Source organism: Chitinophaga solisilvae (genome assembly GCF_009928525.1).
Classification (GTDB): domain Bacteria; phylum Bacteroidota; class Bacteroidia; order Chitinophagales; family Chitinophagaceae; genus Chitinophaga; species Chitinophaga solisilvae.
In genome coordinates, this window is the sequence record NZ_JAABOK010000020.1 from 1 (window position 1) to 17805 (window position 17805).

A 17805-nucleotide genomic window follows, 5' to 3' on the forward strand; every position below is an offset into this window, starting at 1 on the left:
CATAATAGTAGTTTTAGTGTGGTAACTTAAACTTACTAAAAAAGGAGGCCACATCGGCCTCCTTTTATTTATCCTTTGGGTTATTTTAACCGGACACTATAGAATTACGAATTGCGAATTACGAATGAGGAGCGAAGATATAAGCGTAAGTCAAATAATGGCTACGCTTATGTCTTCGCTCCTCATTCGTAATTCGCAATTCGTAATTCGTAATTATTTAAGCTATTCTGATTTTAATAACGACCTTTTTCACACGCTGCGGTGTGTCTATTAGAAGATTGGGCATGTGCAGATCGGTGGGGAAGAAAATGGCGAAATGTGCTGCTGCCAGTTTGGTGAAGAAGGAAGGTTTTTCCGCGAAGAGCATATAATCTTCTGTTTCGCTGTAGGCTTTTGACGGAACCTGTTGCTGCAGGAAATCGTGGCCGATCAGCTCTGCTCCTGTTACAATATATTGCACATCGATGTGCTTTTTATGCGCTTCCATCTGTTCTCCGGAAGCGGGTACAGTATCGTATTCATTCACAATAGCGAAGATGTTATCGCCGTCAATTTCATATTTCCCCTTTTCGAGGGTAGAGAAATCGGTTGTTGCGAGGTATCCGAAGGCTTTTACAAATTGTGGCCCCAGACCATAGTACAGGTGGGCATTGGCGAGCGTGTCAATAATCATAAATAAAAAATAAGTAGATTAAGATAACTATACAGCAGTTACTGGTAGATTAAACGATGGTGACCTTAATACCGGTATCTTCCAGGGCTTTGACGGTGTGGGCGGAGATGCCGTTGTCTGTGATGATTTCATCGATATCTTCCAGACCGCATATTCTGCCGAAGCCCCGTTTGCCGAATTTGCTGGAATCCGCCAGTACTATAATTTTCTGAACGGTGGCAATCATTTTCTGATTCAGGTGTGCTTCATTGATATTGGAGGTGGTGAGTCCGAATTCCAGGTCTATGCCATCCACGCCGAGGAACAGCTTACTGCAGGAGAAGTCTTCCAGTATTTTTTCGGCATAAGGACCTGTCACAGAAGATGAGCTGCTGCGGAGCTGTCCACCGAGCTGTATGACCTCTATCTCCGGCCAGCGGAGCAGTTCCAGTGCCACATTGAGGGCGCCGGTGATTACAGTCAGATGTCCTTTCGGGTGTATATTTTTTGCCAGTGCCAGTACAGAGGTACCGGAAGCGATGATTACAGCATCGTTGGGGGCAATCAGTGCAGCGGCAGCCTGTCCGATATTATATTTCTCCTGCCAGCGTATTTTCTCCTTTTCATTGACAGGTTTATCATTCGTGTAAGGATTATTGATGGTAGCGCCGCCATGGGACCTGAACAGCAGGGATTTATCTTCCAGCAGTTTCAGATCCTTCCGAATGGTTACTCCGGATACATCCAGTTCCCTGCAGAGATCTATCACGTTCACATATCCTTTCTCCGCCAGTTTATCCAGAATAAATTTATGCCGTTCAGCAATATTGATCATAGACATATCACACGAGTTAGGTTGCAGTATCCTGCAAAGATGCAGGAAAATAATTTCAGTTAATTATCTCTTTTAATGTTATCCGGTAAAAAATTACTTAAAATTTTCATTTTATTTTCTATTTTGATTTCAAAATGTTTTCTTTTCTTTTATTTTACATCGAAATAAAAGCATTCGAAAGTATTCAAAAGCGAGATCATGAACAGGACGGAATTCATTAAAAGCATGAAATCAGCACCGGCAAAACAATGGGACATCATTATCACCGGAGGCGGCGCCACTGGCCTGGGAATAGCCATAGACGCAGCTTCCAGGGGTTATAAAACCCTTTTGCTTGAACAGGCGGATTTCGCCAAAGGCACTTCCAGCCGCAGCACCAAACTGGTACATGGCGGGGTACGATACCTCGCCCAGGGGGATATAGCGCTGGTAAGAGAAGCATTATATGAAAGGGGACTATTATTAAACAATGCCCCTCACCTGGCTCATAATCAGCAGTTTATCATTCCACATTACAATTGGTGGCAGGGCCCCTTCTATACAATCGGTTTAAAAATCTATGACCTGCTCTCCGGCCGTCTGAGCCTGGGCAGCTCTTCCCATATCAGTAAAAAGGAGGTACTCAGCAGGTTGCCCAACATACAGCCCAAGGGACTGAAAGGTGGAATTGTATATCATGACGGACAGTTCGATGATGCCCGTCTTGCTATCAACATGGCGCAGACAGCCGCAGAAAACGGCGCTGTACTGCTCAACTACTTTAAAGTGAATGGTTTGCTCAAACAGGCCGACGGCCGGGTCAGCGGCGTTACTGCCACCGACCTTGAAACCGGCGAAAGCTTTCAGCTGGCCGCACGTACCGTTATCAATGCCACCGGTGTGTTTGTAGATGAAATACTGCAGCTGGATAATCCTGGCGCCAGGCCCATGGTGCGGCCCAGCCAGGGTGTTCACCTCGTACTGGACGCGTCATTTCTCCAGGGCAGCAGCGCTATTATGATTCCAAAAACATCCGATGGGCGCGTACTTTTCGCGGTGCCCTGGCATAATAAAGTATTGCTGGGTACCACCGACACACCACTGGATGAACACCGCATGGAGCCGGTAGCGCTGGAGAAGGAAATTAATTTCATCCTGCAGACAGCTGCACAATACCTGGCTAAACCACCGGCGCGCAAGGATGTACTCAGTGTATTCGCCGGCCTGCGCCCGCTGGCAGCACCGCAGAAAGATACAGGCAGCACCAAGGAAATATCCCGCAGTCATAAAATCATCGTAGCGCCTTCAGGGCTGATTACTATTACCGGCGGTAAATGGACCACTTACCGCCGGATGGCAGAAGATACCGTGGAAGAAGCCATCCGCCAGGGTAAGCTATCTCCTGCCGCCTGCAAAACCAAAGGCATGCACCTGCATGGCTATCAGAAACAACCGATGGCCAAAGCGCCTCTGGATGTTTATGGCAGCGATGCCACCCTGCTGCAGTCCATCGTTTCCCTGCAACCCGCCCTCGGCGAAAGGTTACATCCGCGCCTGCCTTATATCAAAGCACAGGTTATCTGGGCGGTGAAACATGAGATGGCACGCACCGTAGAAGATACACTGGCACGCCGGCTGCGTGCACTGTTCCTCGATGCGCAGGCCGCCATCGACATGGCGCCGCAGGTAGCCGCGCTGATGGCCGCCGAACTGGGAAGAGACGAACACTGGCAGGAACAGCAGGTACGCTCCTTCACCGACATCGCGCAGCAGTATCTGCTGGCCGATTAATTCTTATATCCGTCAACTTTAGTCAACATACATATCCACGTAGAAAACACTGACAATGAGTAAATACATTCTCGCGCTGGACCAGGGTACTACCAGCTCCAGGGCCATTATTTTCGACAGATCAGGCGCTGTCATCTCCGTTGCACAAAAGGAATTTACACAACACTTTCCCTCTCCCGGTCAGGTAGAACATGACCCGGCAGAAATCTGGAGCAGCCAGATAGGCGTGGCCACCGAAGCAATGGCCAAAGTAGGACTGGAAGGCGGCGACATCCACGCCATCGGTATCACCAACCAAAGGGAAACTACTGTAGTGTGGGACCGGGAAACCGGCAAGCCTGTGTACAATGCCATCGTGTGGCAGGACCGCCGTACTGCCGGCTGGTGCGACAGCCTCAAAGCTGCCGGCCATGAAGATATGATCCGTCAGAAAACAGGACTGGTAATAGATGCTTACTTCTCCGGCTCCAAAATCAAATGGATACTGGATCATGTGCCAGGCGCACGCGAACGCGCAGAACAGGGCAGGCTGGCCTTCGGCACCATCGACTCCTGGCTGATATGGAACCTTACTCACGGCAACGTACACACGACAGATGTGACCAACGCCTCCCGCACCATGTTGTTCAACATACATACCCAGCAATGGGATACAACGTTACTGCAATTGCTGGATATACCTGCTTCCATACTGCCGGCAGTACAGGAATCCAGCCAGGTATGCGGCCTCACGGCTCCCGGCATCTTCGCGGCACAGATACCCATTGCCGGTATTGCCGGCGATCAGCACGCAGCCCTCTTCGGTCAGATGTGCATCGCTCCCGGCATGGTTAAAAACACCTATGGCACCGGATGCTTCATGCTGATGAACATCGGGGAACAGCCTATCATCAGTAAAAACAATCTGCTGACCACCGTAGCCTGGAAAGTAAACGGACAGATACAATATGCACTGGAAGGTAGTATCTTCATTGCCGGCGCTATTGTGCAATGGCTGCGCGACGGATTGGGCATTATCCGCTCTTCGGCGGAAGTGGAAGCCCTGGCCGCCAGCGTAACGCAGAATGACGGCGTATACCTGGTGCCCGCCTTCGCAGGGCTGGGCGCACCCCACTGGGATCAGCACGCCCGCGGCACCCTGGTAGGCATGACCCGTGGCACCGGTTCTGCGCACATTGCCAGAGCTGCCCTGGAAAGCATCGCATACCAGACAATGGAAGTACTGAAAGCCATGGAAGCCGATGCCGGTATCAGCATCACCGAGTTGCGGGTAGACGGCGGCGCCACTAAAAACAACCTGCTTATGCAGTTCCAGGCCGATATACTGGGTACCAACGTAGTACGCCCCGGTATCACCGAAACAACTGCCCTGGGTGCGGCTTACCTGGCAGGACTTGCCACCGGCTACTGGAACAACCTGGAAGAAATCAGCAAGCAATGGCAGATGGAAAAGTGCTTTACTCCCGATCCCGCGCAGGCCGCACACCGCGATACCTGGATCAGCGGCTGGAATAAAGCCATAGCCGCCGCCAGGCATTGGGCGCAACTGCAAAACAACCAATAACCCAAATATCTAAATCTGAAATATGATGTCTCCTGCTTTAGCTGAATTCATAGGTACTGCCCTCCTGATACTGCTGGGCAATGGTGTGGTGGCAAACGTGGTATTAAATAAAACAAAAGGTAACAACGGCGGATGGATAGTCATCACCACCGGTTGGGCACTGGCTGTTTATGTAGGTGTAGTGGTAGCCGGCCCTTACAGCGGCGCTCACCTGAATCCCGCCGTTACGCTGGCCCTGGCCCTTACCGGAAAATTTGCCTGGGCAAAGGCGCCGCTCTATATTGCCGCCCAGCTGCTGGGAGCTATGGCCGGCACCACCCTGGTATGGTACAATTACAAAGACCACCTGGACGCTACCGCAGACACCGGCTTACAACGGGCTACCTTCTGCACGGAACCGGCTATACGAAAATACACCAGGAACTTCCTCTGCGAAGTAACCGGTACCTTCGTACTCCTGTTCACCATTTTCTATTTTACCGGCGCAGAGCTGGGAAAAGATAAAACACCAATAGGTATGGGCTCTCTGGGAGCGCTGCCGGTCGCTTTGCTGGTATGGGCCATCGGGCTGTCGCTCGGAGGCACTACGGGCTACGCCATCAACCCGGCCAGGGACCTGGGCCCCAGAATCATGCACGCCCTCCTGCCCATCAATGGAAAAGGAGGCAGCGACTGGAACTACGCCTGGATACCGGTACTCGGCCCGGTAGCCGGCGCTGCACTCGCCGCCGGCCTTTACCTGCTGCTCATTTAATAGTTGGTTATCTGAGATGTTGCATCCACGCCTTATTTCCCTTGTACTTACAGGTACAAAAGAATACCTTGACCGGCTGCAACATCTCAAATAACCAAATCTCAAATAACTACATCTCCAATAAAACGTATTAGCATGCGAAAATTGATTTACGCCATTGCCGCGGCAGGCACTGTTTTCACCGCTGCTGCAGCAACGGCGCAGCAGAAAAATCTGCCTTCATTCTTTAAGGTTGGTCATCGTGGTACCAGGGGGCTGATGCCGGAAAATACTATCCCGGCCATGTATAAGGGACTGGAAACCGGCGCCAATACAATAGAATTTGATGTGCACATCACCAAAGACGGACAGGTAGTGGTTTACCATGACGCCTCCTTTACACCGTCCTATACCACCATGCCGGATGGCACTGATATTCCGGCTGCCGACCGTGCGAAATATACTTTCTATCAGATGAACTACGCGGACATTCGTCCGTTTATCATCGGGGAAAAACCTTACCCTGCCTTTCCGGAGCAGGAAAGACTCCGCTCCTATGCGCCGCTGCTGGGAGAAATGATTGACTCGGTAGAACAATATGCCAAAGCACATCATCTGCCTGCACCTTACTATCTGCTGGAAATAAAATCTTCAGAAAAAACAGATGGCACGGAACAACCAGCTCCGGAAGCATACATTCAGCAACTGATGGCCGTAAAGCAATTACGTCCGCTGGGAAAACGTTTGCTGATACAATCTTTCGATATGCGCCCGCTGCAGGTACTGCATAAGAAATATCCGAAAATAAAACTGGGCTTCCTCACCGGCGACAAACACGCCACCTTTGAGCAACACCTGGAGCAGCTGGGCTTTATACCACTGTTCTATAATCCGTCCTACAACCTGGTAACGCCTGAACTGGTGAGTAAATGCCATGCGAAAAATATACTGATTGTACCATGGACAGTACAGGAAACAGAAGAAATGAAAAAGCTGAAAGCGACGGGCGTTGACGGCATCATCACGGATTATCCCAACCGCCTGCAGCAGGCGGGTTTGTGATGCTTATCCGATTATATGCCCGTTTATACATTAATTTGTGCTTTTTTGCGCAAACAGGATAAAATTAGCGGTTCTGGTCTTTGATCAGAACCGTTTGGCTTTATACGAATCAGAAATCTATATTAATATGATCAGCTTACGAAATCTGTTACCAGTCCTGGCACTGGCAGGCACGGTAACGCTTGCACCGGAACAGCCGGTATATGCACAGGCGATTCAACCCAATGAAAGACCCAAACTGATTGTGGGCATTGTAGCCGACCAGATGCGATGGGATTATCTTTACCGCTACTACAACCGATACGAATCCGATGGCTTTAAACGACTGCTGGGAGAAGGATTCTCCTGCGAGAACACCCTCATCAGCCACCTGCCGTCTTTCACCGCTGTAGGCCACAGTACCGTATATACCGGCTCTGTACCTGCTATTCACGGTATCACGGGCAACGACTGGATCGATCAGCAGACAGGCAGAAAATGGTATTGCACAGAAGATACTGTCGCGCAATCTGTAGGAGCCGTTACCAGAGCAGGTCAGATGTCGCCCCGCAACCTCCTCGCCTCTACTATCACAGATGAACTGCGGTTAGCCACCAACTTCCGCTCTAAAGTGGTAGGTGTTTCCCTGAAAGACCGCGCCTCCATTCTCCCGGCAGGACACACGCCCAATGGCGCTTTCTGGCTGGACGATGCCAGCGGCAACTTCATCACCAGCACCTATTACATGAAAGAACTGCCGGAATGGGTACAGCGTTACAACGCAAAGAAAACACCGGCCCAGCTGATGTCCAGACCCTGGACTCCCTTATATGCTGAAAACACATACCTTCAGAGCACCGCCGACAACGTAGGCTGGGAAGGCACTTTCAGCGGAGAAAAAGCACCGGTATTCCCGCATAACATGCAGGAAGTATACAAGAAAGATCCGGGCAGTCTCCGTTCCACTCCTTCCGGCAATACCCTCACCCTGGATTTTGCCATGGCCGCCATCGAAGGATATAACCTGGGCAACGGTCCGGAAACAGACTTCCTCACCATCAACTGCGCCTCCACTGATTATGTAGGGCATAAATACGGCCCGAACTCCATCGAAGTAGAAGATACCTACCTGCGACTGGATAAAGACCTGGCAGGTTTCTTCAGCTATCTCGACAAACGCGTCGGCAAAGGCAACTACCTCGTATTCCTGACTGCCGACCATGGCGCCGCTCATTCCATCGGCTTCATGAACGAACACAACATACCCGCCGGACTGGTAAAAGACAAACAACTGATGGCCACCCTCGACGACCTGCTGGAAGCACGTTTCGGCGTGAAAGGCCTGGTACGCTCCGGTCAGAACTACCACGTGAACTACGATATGGCTAAAATCAACAGCAACAAACTGGACTACGACGCCATCAAAAAAGTAACCGTACAGTTCCTCCAGCAGCAACCCGGTATCCAGTTCGCCGCAGATATAGACAACATCGGCAACAGCCCGTTGCCTGAGCCTATCAAAAGTATGGTCAGCAACGGTTACAACCCTAAACGCACCGGCGGCGTCATGATTATTCCCGAGCCAGGATGGTTTCAGGGCTCCGATAAAGGCACCACACACGGCAACTGGAATCTCTATGACATCCATATTCCACTGGTATTCATGGGCTGGCACATCAGGCACGGAGCCAGCAACGAAACCGTTCATATGACCGATATCGCTGCAACCCTCGCCGCTATGCTCCATATTCAGATGCCTAATGGTTGTGTAGGGAAGCCGATAAAAGAAGTGATAAATTAATTACGAATTACGAATTGCGAATTACGAATGTAGAAGCGAAGATTAAAACGAAGATTAAAAGAGATATCTAATAGTTATCTCCTTAAATCTTCGTTTTAATCTTCGCTTCTACATTCGTAATTCGCAATTCGTAATTCGTAATTAAAAGCAATTTTCTATCTGCGTTGGTACCGGACACAGCGCAATACGCGTTATATGCTCTGTCCATGTACCGGTTTCAGTTGCCGGTACGGTATCCTGGTTCAGGTTGCGGCCGCCGGGTACTTTGTTCAGGGAAGCGATGGGGAGCCTGTACAGCGAAAGGGAGCTTTTTTTCTCCAGTTTAACTTTTTTCATAACTACAGTTTAAGGGATTTAATAAGGGAAGTTATTCCGCCCGTATGCAATTTCCCGGCAGTTGATTTTCATGAAAAGTACAGAAAGTTAACCTGCTGGTGCTCATGCTGTTCATTATTTTACGACATTTACCCCGACAAAAGCAGCAGATGAACAGCAACAGCTCACCCAATCTGAATTGTGTTTATAATACGCTTAGTTTTATCGCAGACCATTACGATCAGCCGATTGCTGTAAAGCAACTGGAAGAAGTATCCCATTATTCTTACAGGAATATTCAGCGGATATTTAAATATACCTGCGGAGAAACGATCGGCGCGTATCAGCAGCGGCTCAGGGTGGAGAACGCATATAAACTGATGCTGTATACCCGGGAAAGCATCACCTCTATTGCGCTGACTGTCGGATTTGCCAACCTGGCTTCTTTCTCCAAAGCTTTTAAGCAACATTTCAACTGCTCTCCCAAAGAAGCAAAATCGAATAAAACACGCTTATTCAGCGAGGCGGATATTACTCCCGTGGAATCCGGTGTGGTACTGCAACCGGAAATCATCTATCTGCCCGCTGTAAACGTATATTATGAAAGCGCTTTTCTGTCATATGATAACGGAGGCATAGAAAAGCTGTGGCAACGGTTTATGCGGAATGGATTTTCAGGTAAAGACATCACCTATTATGGCGTCATTGCAGATGAGCCGCTGATAACACAGGAACTGAACTGCAGGTATGATGCGTGCTCCTCCGTACAGGCCCGGGGCCGGGAATTGCCATCGAAGATGATACTGGGAGCCCGGTACGCGCAGTTCATGCATACAGGTACATATGAAACAATAGAGGAAACATATAAGCATATCTACTCCGGCTGGATGCTGGAATCGGCCCTGGAGTTTGCTCATACGCCGGTGATTGAAAAATATATCAGGCATGCGGATAACACCAGCGCTGAAGCAGACCAGGTAACGGCTATATTATTACCCCTGCTGTAAGATTGTCAATTCCGGACAACATTTCACTTTCGTATCCATCTAGTTTTGCTGTATTGTTAAACACAGCATACATATTTAATCATGCGAAAAATGGAAAATTTACTCCTGGTTTTATCTACACTGTTATTGTCATGCGACAAAAAAGAGGCGCCTGTTACGCCTCCCGGCGATACCGCCATCACTTATGTTATGCCCGAAGAATCGGCTCCGCATGAAGGCACCTGGCTGCAATGGCCTCATCAGTATCAATATGGCAAATCCTACCGCAACAGGCTGGATGCCACCTGGATTGCCATGACCAAAGAGCTGGTGAAAGGAGAAAAAGTACACCTGGTAGCCTACGATCAAACGGAGCAGGAACGCATTACCGCGCTGCTGGAAACGGAAGGCGTTCCCCTGGGCAATGTAGACTTTAAAATCTATCCTACTGATGATGTATGGGTAAGAGATAACGGCCCTATCTATGTAAAGGATACTAATGGCAGACTGGTTATCCAGGACTGGGGATTCAACGGCTGGGGAAGAAAGGCTGCCTATGATAACTGTAATGCTGTGCCTTCCAGGGTAGCTGCAGATCAGCACACCCCTAAAATAAATCTCAATACAGTAATGGTCAATGAAGGCGGCAGTGTTGAAATCGACGGAAAAGGCGTACTGATGGCCTGCAAAAGTTCCATCCTCAATGAAAACAGGAATCCGGGTATGACGCAGCAGGAAGCGGAAGCCATCTTCAGCAGGTACCTGGGCATCACTAAATTTATCTGGCTGGAAGGCAAGGCCGGCCTGGATATTACTGATATGCATATAGACGGGTTTGCCCGGTTTGCCAACTCCTCTACCATCATCACGATGAATGAGCAGGATCTGGACTACTGGCAGGTGCCGCAGCAGGATATCCAAACCCTGTATGCCGCTACGAACAAAGCAGGTGGCGCCTATAAACTTGTGAAAGTACCGCTCACACAGCAGGAGGTAGTTACTACCTACGGGAAAAACCTGGGCAAAGCCTCTTACATCAATTACTACATTGCCAATAAAAGCGTGCTGGTACCTAACTACAACGATCCTAACGATATTGTAGCCATGAATATTATTCAGCAGCTCTATCCTGATAAAAAGGTGGTTGGCATTGATTGCCGCAACCTGTTCGCCAACGGCGGCATGGTGCACTGCGTCACCCAGCAGCAACCCAGATAATACTGTTATAGCGTACCGGTACCGGCTTCACAGGCAGTACCGGTATGTTGTATACAGCAAAAAGTTATTTTCAGCCGACAGATATACCGCAAAACTGATTTCAATTCGTACCTTCCGTTTTACAATTATTTGGCATGACAGTACTCCCCTTACTAGCCTCTGCACAACAACGCAGGGATGAGATACCCAATCAGGAACTGGCACAGTCCATCGCTGCCCGGAAGGACAACGCTGCTGTTAAGGAGCTGATGACGCATCTGACAGATAAATCAAAAGATATTCAGCATGATTGTATCAAGGTGTTGTATGAAACCGGTGAACTGGCGCCGGCGCTGCTGGCCCCTTATCTGTCCGACTTCATAGCGCTGCTGCAAAGCCGCGATAACCGGATGCAATGGGGAGGGATGGCAGCCATCAGGACTATCACAACAGAAAAATCAGGCGAAGTATACAAAGCCCTGGGAAAGCTCGCAGCCAGCGCGGATAAGGGCTCTGTCATCACAAAAGATAATTTTATTGCCATCCTGCTGAAACTATACCTGCTGCCAGCCTATGCAGCAGATGTGTTTACCCTGCTGCTGGAACAATTGCAGGCAAGTCCGGCTAATCAGCTGCCGATGTATGCCGAACAGGCTGCAGCGGTAATAAAACCGGCGGATGCTCCGCAATTGCTGGACACATTGCGTAAGCGGCTGCCGGATATTGAAAAGGACAGCAAAAAGAAACGGGTAGAAAAGGTAATGAAGAAACTGACAGGCAAATAATCAGCTGTTGGCGGCCATGTCTTCCCCGGAAAGCAGGTGTTTGCGTACCACCTCGTAGATATCCTTTTCCCGGAAAGGTTTCATGAGCCAGGCATTGAATCCTGCTTTGCGGAAATCACGCTCTTCATCATCGGAAATATCAGCGGTTAAAGCGAGGCATACCACCTTTGCCTTCTCCGGGTCCTTGTGTTCACGTATTCTTTCCACCACATCAATACCGCTTAACTTCGGCATATGGAGATCCAGTAAAACGAGGTCATAGTCGTTCTGATCAAACAGCTGGAGCGCCAGTTCTCCGTCTTTCGCCATATCGAAACGGCATTTCCAGCGTGTAAGCATCATCTTCATCAGCAGCAGGTTCATCTCCTGATCTTCTGCTACCAGTACGTAGCGTCCTTCCATCAATGCACTCGGCGTTTCTTCCTCCAGATCTTTCTGGGTGATCGCTACCATCATCGGTGCGGAAACAATTTCAAACGGAATATAGCAGATAAACTGGGTACCTACATGCAGTTCGCTGGTGAAAGAAATATTTCCGCCCTGCAGCTCCACCAGACGCTTGGTGATAGCAAGTCCCAGACCGGTGCCCTTTATAGTGGTACGGGAAGGGGTAGCCTGGTAGAATCTTTCAAAAAGATGTATCTGCGCTTCCTGGCTGATGCCTTCCCCGGTATCTGTAATGGTAAAGAGAAACAGGGATTTTTCCTCGGTTTCCTTTTCCAGTTTAGCCGTTATCGTTACACTGCCTCTGGGGGTGTATTTAATGGCGTTGCTGATCAGGTTCAGTAATATCTGCTTCAGCCGGAACCTGTCTCCGCGCACTTCCCAGCTCTTGTTCCCTTCGAAGCTGACATTGAAATTGAGGTTCTTTTGCTTGGCCTGTATCCGCATGATGCTGACCACTTCATCGAAAGCACGGAACAGCAGGAAAGGCTCCTGCTGAATAGAGATGTATTCCTTTTCCAGCTTGGAGAAATCCAGTACATCGTTTACCACCTGCATGAGCATTTCGGACGCCACCTCCACGGAGCCCAGCAGGTCGCGCTGCCCGGGTTTCAGATCCGTAAAAGAAAGCTGTTCGCTGAAACCGACAATAGAGTTCAGCGGTGTACGGATCTCGTGGCTCATATTGGCGAGGAAGTTGGTCCGGATACGGGCCTGCTCGTGTGCATCTGAGCGGCTTGTTTCCAGGCGGTTTACAAACATCCGGTATAAACATACGGCCAGCGTGATGATACAGAGGCAGGCCAGTAACACAATAAGTCCGCTCAGAGAGATAAATTTCAGCTGGCCGAGGCTGTTATGTACAATACCGCTGGCCTGTTCCTTTTGTTTGGATACAGCGGCGAAAGACTTTTCCTTCAATGCGATGATAATATCCTTCAGTTCATCCAGCATGGCCATGTTGGTGCCCGCAAGCGCCTGTTCCTGGGAGTTGATCTTCATTCTGTTGACCAGCTGCGTTTTCAATACCTTTTTGTAGTAGCCGTTTACATCAGTAATAATATCCTGGAGCCTTTGTTTGTCATAGGTTTCCTTATCTATTACCCTACCGCTTTTGGTGCGTACCATCACTGCCATCTGGGCTTTTACCGTATCTTTTTTGTTGGAGAATACGCGTTTCAGGAAGTTGTTTTTCTTCTGCGACTGCTGTACGTTACTTACGGTATCCATGGTAACCTCATCCTTTTTCACCTGGGTTACCTTATAGGCCGGAATACCATTCAGCAGTTTATCGATACGGTCGTCACTGATTGATTGCGTCAGCATTGAATCCGTGGACTTTTTCAGCTCTCCAATCTTTTCTGATACGGCCGACTTACGGCTGATCAGCTCATTGAACTCCGTATTTTTCTCCATGCCGGTCAGCATACCGCTGATGGTATCCACCATATTGAGGACCTGCCCCAGTTCGGAGGAGAACGTCTGCAGATAACGTTTTTCATATGTTACCGTGAACATACGGAAATTACCTTCCGCATCATTTAATGCCAGCAGGGCGTCGTCCATCATTCTTAACCCCGGTTCGTCCTTTGACAGGGTATCTGCTGCCTGTAATAATGCGCCTGCGCTCTGGCGGTGTTCCCGGTAGCCGTAAATAAAAAATGCCGCCAATGCAACAAAGGCCAGCGACAAGCAAATAATAAAGACAGGTAATGAACGACGCATAGTACGAATTAGTTAATGAACAATCAATAAACACACATGAACTGATATGAAAGGGGGAACGAACGGTTATTCTGGTCTTTTTGGATATTGGTTTTTCTGCAATAATAATCTGTGGTCTCTCGAATTATTATCAGGTCTTTAATCGGACTTTCACACAAGTGTCTAAAATAATAAAAAAACATGAAACAAATCAACTGGCAGCGGGGGCATCTGCAGGAAACAAGTATAATAAACAGGCTAAAACACAGGCCGGCACTATAAAAAAGCCACTCCGGCAGGGAGTGGCTTCTATTTGTTAATCTTTTGTTGTTTGGCTTTAGTTGACACGGCCCCGGTTACAGATACCATACATGGTCAGGGTTCACAGCAATACGGATAGTATCACCTTTTTTCGCCTGACAGTTGGCTGTCCTGACCGTAACCGTTACGTGCTGCAGTTTTACCGTAACCTCATAAAAGCTACCATAGAAGGTGATGTTTTCCACCTTTCCCTTCAGTGTATCATTATCCGCTGCTGTAATCAGGAAGCTCTCCGGACGCAGGAACAGGCTGCTGCCATTATCCTTGATACCGGGTAATGCGGTAAAAGATTTTACTTTATCCGGGCTGATAAGATTGAAAGGCCCCAGGAGACTGGCAGCATATTCACTCACCGGCTGCCGGTACACCTGTTCCGGTGAGCCCTGCTGCACTATTTCTCCGTTTCTCATGATGAGTACTTCATCCGCCCAGGAGAGGATGTCCTGCGGATCGTGGGAGATCAGTACACAGGTGATGGCCAGTTTCTCAGACACATCGCGGATAACGTCCTTTAAAATATTTTTATGAATCAGGTCCAGGTTAGAATAGGGTTCGTCGAGCAGCAATACCTGCGGGGAAGTTACCAGCAGCCTGGCCAGTGCAATCCGTTGTTTTTCTCCGCCGGAAAGCTGGTCAGTCTTCCGTTTCAGCAGGTGTGTGATACGGCAGACTTCAAACAGTTCTATGGAGGATGCTTCTGTTAATTTATTATTATAGGAAAGAATTTCTTCAACCCGGTAATTGTTGCGCAGCTCAAAGTGCTGCGACAGGTATGCGATGCCAGGATGCCCCGGCAGCAATACTTCCAGTACGCCCTTTACTCTTTTACCTTCAAAGGTAACCAGTCCTTCATCCGCCTGTCCGTATCCACCGGCAATCTTCAGCAGGGTACTTTTGCCCGAACCTGTTTCGCCTGCAATGGCGACCTTCTGAAATTTATCTACCGTAAAACTGACATTCTTCAGTACAGGCGCGCCCAGCTGTTGTTTGCTGATATTCGATACACTTAAAAAACTCATGCCGATCTTTTTAATTGGTCCTTCTTGAGCCGGGAGGGATTTAGTGATTTTGGAATTTTGAAATTTAGGAATTTATATAAATGCAGCGAAGTTCTTCGCGAAGAGCAATCGCTGCATTTATATAAAATCTCAAAATTCCAAAATTCCAAAATCACTAAATCCCTCCCGGCTCAAGAAGGACCCTCTATCTTATCGGGCAAATATAGCCAGAATTAGGGGAAAAGGCAACTATTACGCTGTAATTCCGCTACTGTAGGGAGATAGCGCCTGCGGAACATGTTTCCGGTCAATAATTTTCAGATTTTTTCTTTTAGCGGATAGTACATTTCAGGTTTGACTTCGTTATATAGCATCAACATGAAAACCATAAAAATGACACCTCTATTAAATTGGCAGTGCATAGCTACGAAGGGTCAAATGCGCCAAACTGAGGGGTTGGTTGCGACAACGACTTATCTTATCTTTAAGCTATGAAACACATATCCATCCTCGTTCCCAAAGGGGCCATCTTAGGCAGCGTTGAGGGCCCGCGTCAAGTATTGACGGAAGTAAACAAAATACTGAAGAACAACGGGCACCCAGCACTCTTCAATGTGCAGCTCGTTGGGTTAACCCGCGAGATACCTGTGTACAACGGTATGTACAAGGTGACTGCGGATGCTGTTATCAGTGAGGTGCCCAGGACAGACCTGATCATCATCCCTGCGCTGGATGGCGATATGATCAACAACCTGGAGAACAGTAAACCTTTTATTCCATGGATCATCGATCACTACAAAGCGGGCGCTGAAGTAGCCAGCTTGTGTATCGGCGCATTCCTGCTGGCTTCTACCGGACTGATCGACGGCAAAAAATGTGCAACCCACTGGATGGCCGCCAACGATTTCCGGAAAATGTTCCCGGCAGTAAACCTGGTGGAAGACAAAATCATTACGGATGAACATGGCATCTATTCCAGTGGCGGCGCCTTCTCCTATCTGAACCTGATCCTCTACCTGATTGAAAAGTACTGTGGCCGCCAGGTAGCAGTCTTCTGTTCCAAAGCATTCCAGATAGATATTCAGCGCGACAGCCAGTCGCCCTTCACCGTTTTCCGCGGCCAGAAAGATCATGAAGACCTTTCCATCAAACAGGCACAGGAATACATTGAACAGAATTTCACGGAACGTATTACCGTAGACCAGCTGGCCAGCATGTTCTCGCTCGGACGCAGAAACCTGGAACGCAGGTTCAAAAAAGCTACTTCCAACACGGTAGTGGAATACATCCAACGCGTGAAAATTGAAGCCGCCAAAATGAGCCTTGAATCCTCCCGCGAAAACGTGAACGAAGTCATGTACAATGTCGGCTACACCGATCCCAAAGCCTTCCGTATAACCTTCAAACGCATCACCGGCCTGTCTCCCGTACAATACAGAAACAAATACAACCGGGAAACAGAAATGGTAAGCTAAACAGGGGGATTTTGTTATTTAATTATTTGAGATTTGGTTATTTGAAATGCAGCGAAGATGAAAGCGGATTGACAAATTAAATATTTCGCTTTAGCCTTCGCTGCATTTCAAATAACCAAATCTCAAATAATAAAATAACTAAATTTTATTCCTGAGTTGAAGTCCTGCGATGGACAACAGCATGATCAGGATGCCCATACATTGCCAGGTGCTTAGTTGTTCGTGCAGAACAAAATGGGAACAAAGGATGGCTACGGGTAATTCAGCAGTCATCACAATGGCGCTCATAGTGGCCCCTATCCGGGGAATACCTTTCGCAAATAATACCGGCGGTATAATTGTACCGAACAAGGCCAGGAACAAAGCCCACTTTAATAAGCCAGCATCCAGGTGTGCGGCCGTCAGCACCGGCACATTCACCAGTAATATCCCCAACGTGGAGCCGGTCATAATAACCACGCTCTTCTGCAATGGAGACACCTCCTTACCTACCCGGCTGTTGGCCACAATATATATGGCATACAGCAACGCCGCCAGCAAGGCAAACAGGATACCGGTCACGGATATACGCCATTCTCCTGCTTTCATCCACCCGCCGGATAACACAGCACCCACCAGTATCAGCAGTATAATCACCCCTTCTGCCACTCCCGGCTTCTTCCCGAAAAAAATCCAGTCCAGCAATACCCCCATCCAGGTGAACTGCATCAATATCACAATTGCCACTGAAGCGGGTATATATTTTACGGAAACGTAGTATACGAAGGTTGTCAGCCCGATGGTGACGCCTGTCAGCAACAACCCCCAACGCTCCCGCCAGGGCAGTTTAACGCTGGTCCTGCTTCCTGTTCTGCTGGTAGCTCCCCACAACGCCCACAAACATAACATCCCGCAAAATGCCTGTGACAAAGATATCTCTGCCGCCGTATAGCCTTCTCCGTAAGATAATTTAACAAAAGTAGATAAGATACCAAAGCTGCATGCCCCGGCAAAAACCATCAATGTATATCTGGTCATTTTTATTTAACTGATTGCGTAAAACAATAAAATCATGGCCCATTGGAATACAGGACATAACCGTGCAATCAGTGTCCGTTGACACAGATAAAAACAACTATGCTGCTGGTTCTGAGAAGAAACAACGAATGCCTGGCAGCGTTTGCACCGGAATTATGCCTGTAAGG

15 protein-coding genes are annotated in these 17805 nt (G+C 48.6%); 9 read left to right on the forward strand and 6 right to left on the reverse strand.

The genetic code is table 11. The features are described from left to right. Nucleotides 1-217 precede the first annotated feature (217 nt). Together GWG06_RS27210 and GWG06_RS27215 are read right to left on the reverse strand one after the other, a co-directional pair. Nucleotides 218-673, reverse strand: a complete 456-nt coding sequence (locus GWG06_RS27210) for a NanQ anomerase/TabA/YiaL family protein (RefSeq protein WP_127038885.1) — start codon at nt 671-673, stop codon at nt 218-220. Nucleotides 674-722: 49 nt separating this feature from the next. After that, nucleotides 723-1493 carry a DeoR/GlpR family DNA-binding transcription regulator gene (locus tag GWG06_RS27215; protein WP_338076711.1) on the reverse strand — a complete coding sequence of 257 codons (771 nt, stop codon included), beginning with the start codon at nt 1491-1493 and terminating at the stop codon, nt 723-725. A gap of 192 nt (nt 1494-1685) precedes the next feature. On the opposite strand from GWG06_RS27215, the gene GWG06_RS27220 reads away from it, so the two are divergent. From GWG06_RS27220 to pafA, 5 genes are all read left to right on the forward strand, one after another. Next, nucleotides 1686-3257 (forward strand): glycerol-3-phosphate dehydrogenase/oxidase, encoded by a 1572-nt coding sequence (locus tag GWG06_RS27220; RefSeq protein ID WP_160717542.1) that lies wholly within the window; start codon nt 1686-1688, stop codon nt 3255-3257. 55 nt (nt 3258-3312) lie between these two features. Beyond that, nucleotides 3313-4821 (forward strand): glycerol kinase GlpK, encoded by a 1509-nt coding sequence (gene glpK, locus GWG06_RS27225; RefSeq protein ID WP_160717543.1) that lies wholly within the window; start codon nt 3313-3315, stop codon nt 4819-4821. 22 nt (nt 4822-4843) lie between these two features. Further along, a complete protein-coding gene (locus GWG06_RS27230) occupies nt 4844-5575 on the forward strand; it encodes an MIP/aquaporin family protein (protein WP_262888738.1) in 732 nt (243 codons plus the stop codon). A gap of 135 nt (nt 5576-5710) precedes the next feature. After that, nucleotides 5711-6616, forward strand: coding sequence for a glycerophosphodiester phosphodiesterase family protein (locus GWG06_RS27235; protein ID WP_160717545.1), 906 nt, complete (start codon nt 5711-5713; stop codon nt 6614-6616). A 127-nt stretch (nt 6617-6743) separates the two neighbouring features. After that, the gene (gene pafA / locus GWG06_RS27240; RefSeq protein ID WP_160717546.1) at nt 6744-8396 is read left to right on the forward strand and encodes an alkaline phosphatase PafA; all 1653 of its coding nucleotides are present in this window, start codon (nt 6744-6746) and stop codon (nt 8394-8396) included. Between the two features lie 141 nt (nt 8397-8537). On the opposite strand, the gene GWG06_RS27245 is transcribed toward pafA, so the two are convergent. Beyond that, on the reverse strand, nt 8538-8732 hold the full coding sequence (locus tag GWG06_RS27245; protein WP_127038865.1) for a hypothetical protein: 195 nt from the start codon (nt 8730-8732) through the stop codon (nt 8538-8540). Nucleotides 8733-8881: 149 nt separating this feature from the next. On the opposite strand from GWG06_RS27245, the gene GWG06_RS27250 reads away from it, so the two are divergent. From GWG06_RS27250 to GWG06_RS27260, 3 genes are all read left to right on the forward strand, one after another. Beyond that, the gene (locus GWG06_RS27250) at nt 8882-9718 is read left to right on the forward strand and encodes an AraC family transcriptional regulator (protein WP_160717547.1); all 837 of its coding nucleotides are present in this window, start codon (nt 8882-8884) and stop codon (nt 9716-9718) included. A 90-nt stretch (nt 9719-9808) separates the two neighbouring features. Further along, the gene (locus GWG06_RS27255; protein WP_202183136.1) at nt 9809-10915 is read left to right on the forward strand and encodes an agmatine deiminase family protein; all 1107 of its coding nucleotides are present in this window, start codon (nt 9809-9811) and stop codon (nt 10913-10915) included. Nucleotides 10916-11049: 134 nt separating this feature from the next. Beyond that, nucleotides 11050-11679, forward strand: coding sequence for a hypothetical protein (locus tag GWG06_RS27260; RefSeq protein WP_160717549.1), 630 nt, complete (start codon nt 11050-11052; stop codon nt 11677-11679). Here the strand turns inward: GWG06_RS27260 and GWG06_RS27265 are convergent, their stop codons facing one another. Together GWG06_RS27265 and GWG06_RS27270 are read right to left on the reverse strand one after the other, a co-directional pair. Further along, nucleotides 11680-13848 (reverse strand): ATP-binding protein, encoded by a 2169-nt coding sequence (locus tag GWG06_RS27265; RefSeq protein WP_160717550.1) that lies wholly within the window; start codon nt 13846-13848, stop codon nt 11680-11682. Between the two features lie 335 nt (nt 13849-14183). Further along, on the reverse strand, nt 14184-15167 hold the full coding sequence (locus tag GWG06_RS27270) for an ABC transporter ATP-binding protein (RefSeq protein WP_160717551.1): 984 nt from the start codon (nt 15165-15167) through the stop codon (nt 14184-14186). A gap of 470 nt (nt 15168-15637) precedes the next feature. Between GWG06_RS27270 and GWG06_RS27275 the strand changes: the two genes are divergently transcribed. After that, nucleotides 15638-16621, forward strand: a complete 984-nt coding sequence (locus GWG06_RS27275) for a GlxA family transcriptional regulator (RefSeq protein WP_127038844.1) — start codon at nt 15638-15640, stop codon at nt 16619-16621. Between the two features lie 138 nt (nt 16622-16759). Here GWG06_RS27275 and GWG06_RS27280 read toward each other — a convergent pair whose 3' ends face one another. Further along, nucleotides 16760-17638 (reverse strand): EamA family transporter, encoded by an 879-nt coding sequence (locus GWG06_RS27280; RefSeq protein ID WP_160717552.1) that lies wholly within the window; start codon nt 17636-17638, stop codon nt 16760-16762. Nucleotides 17639-17805 lie beyond the last annotated feature (167 nt).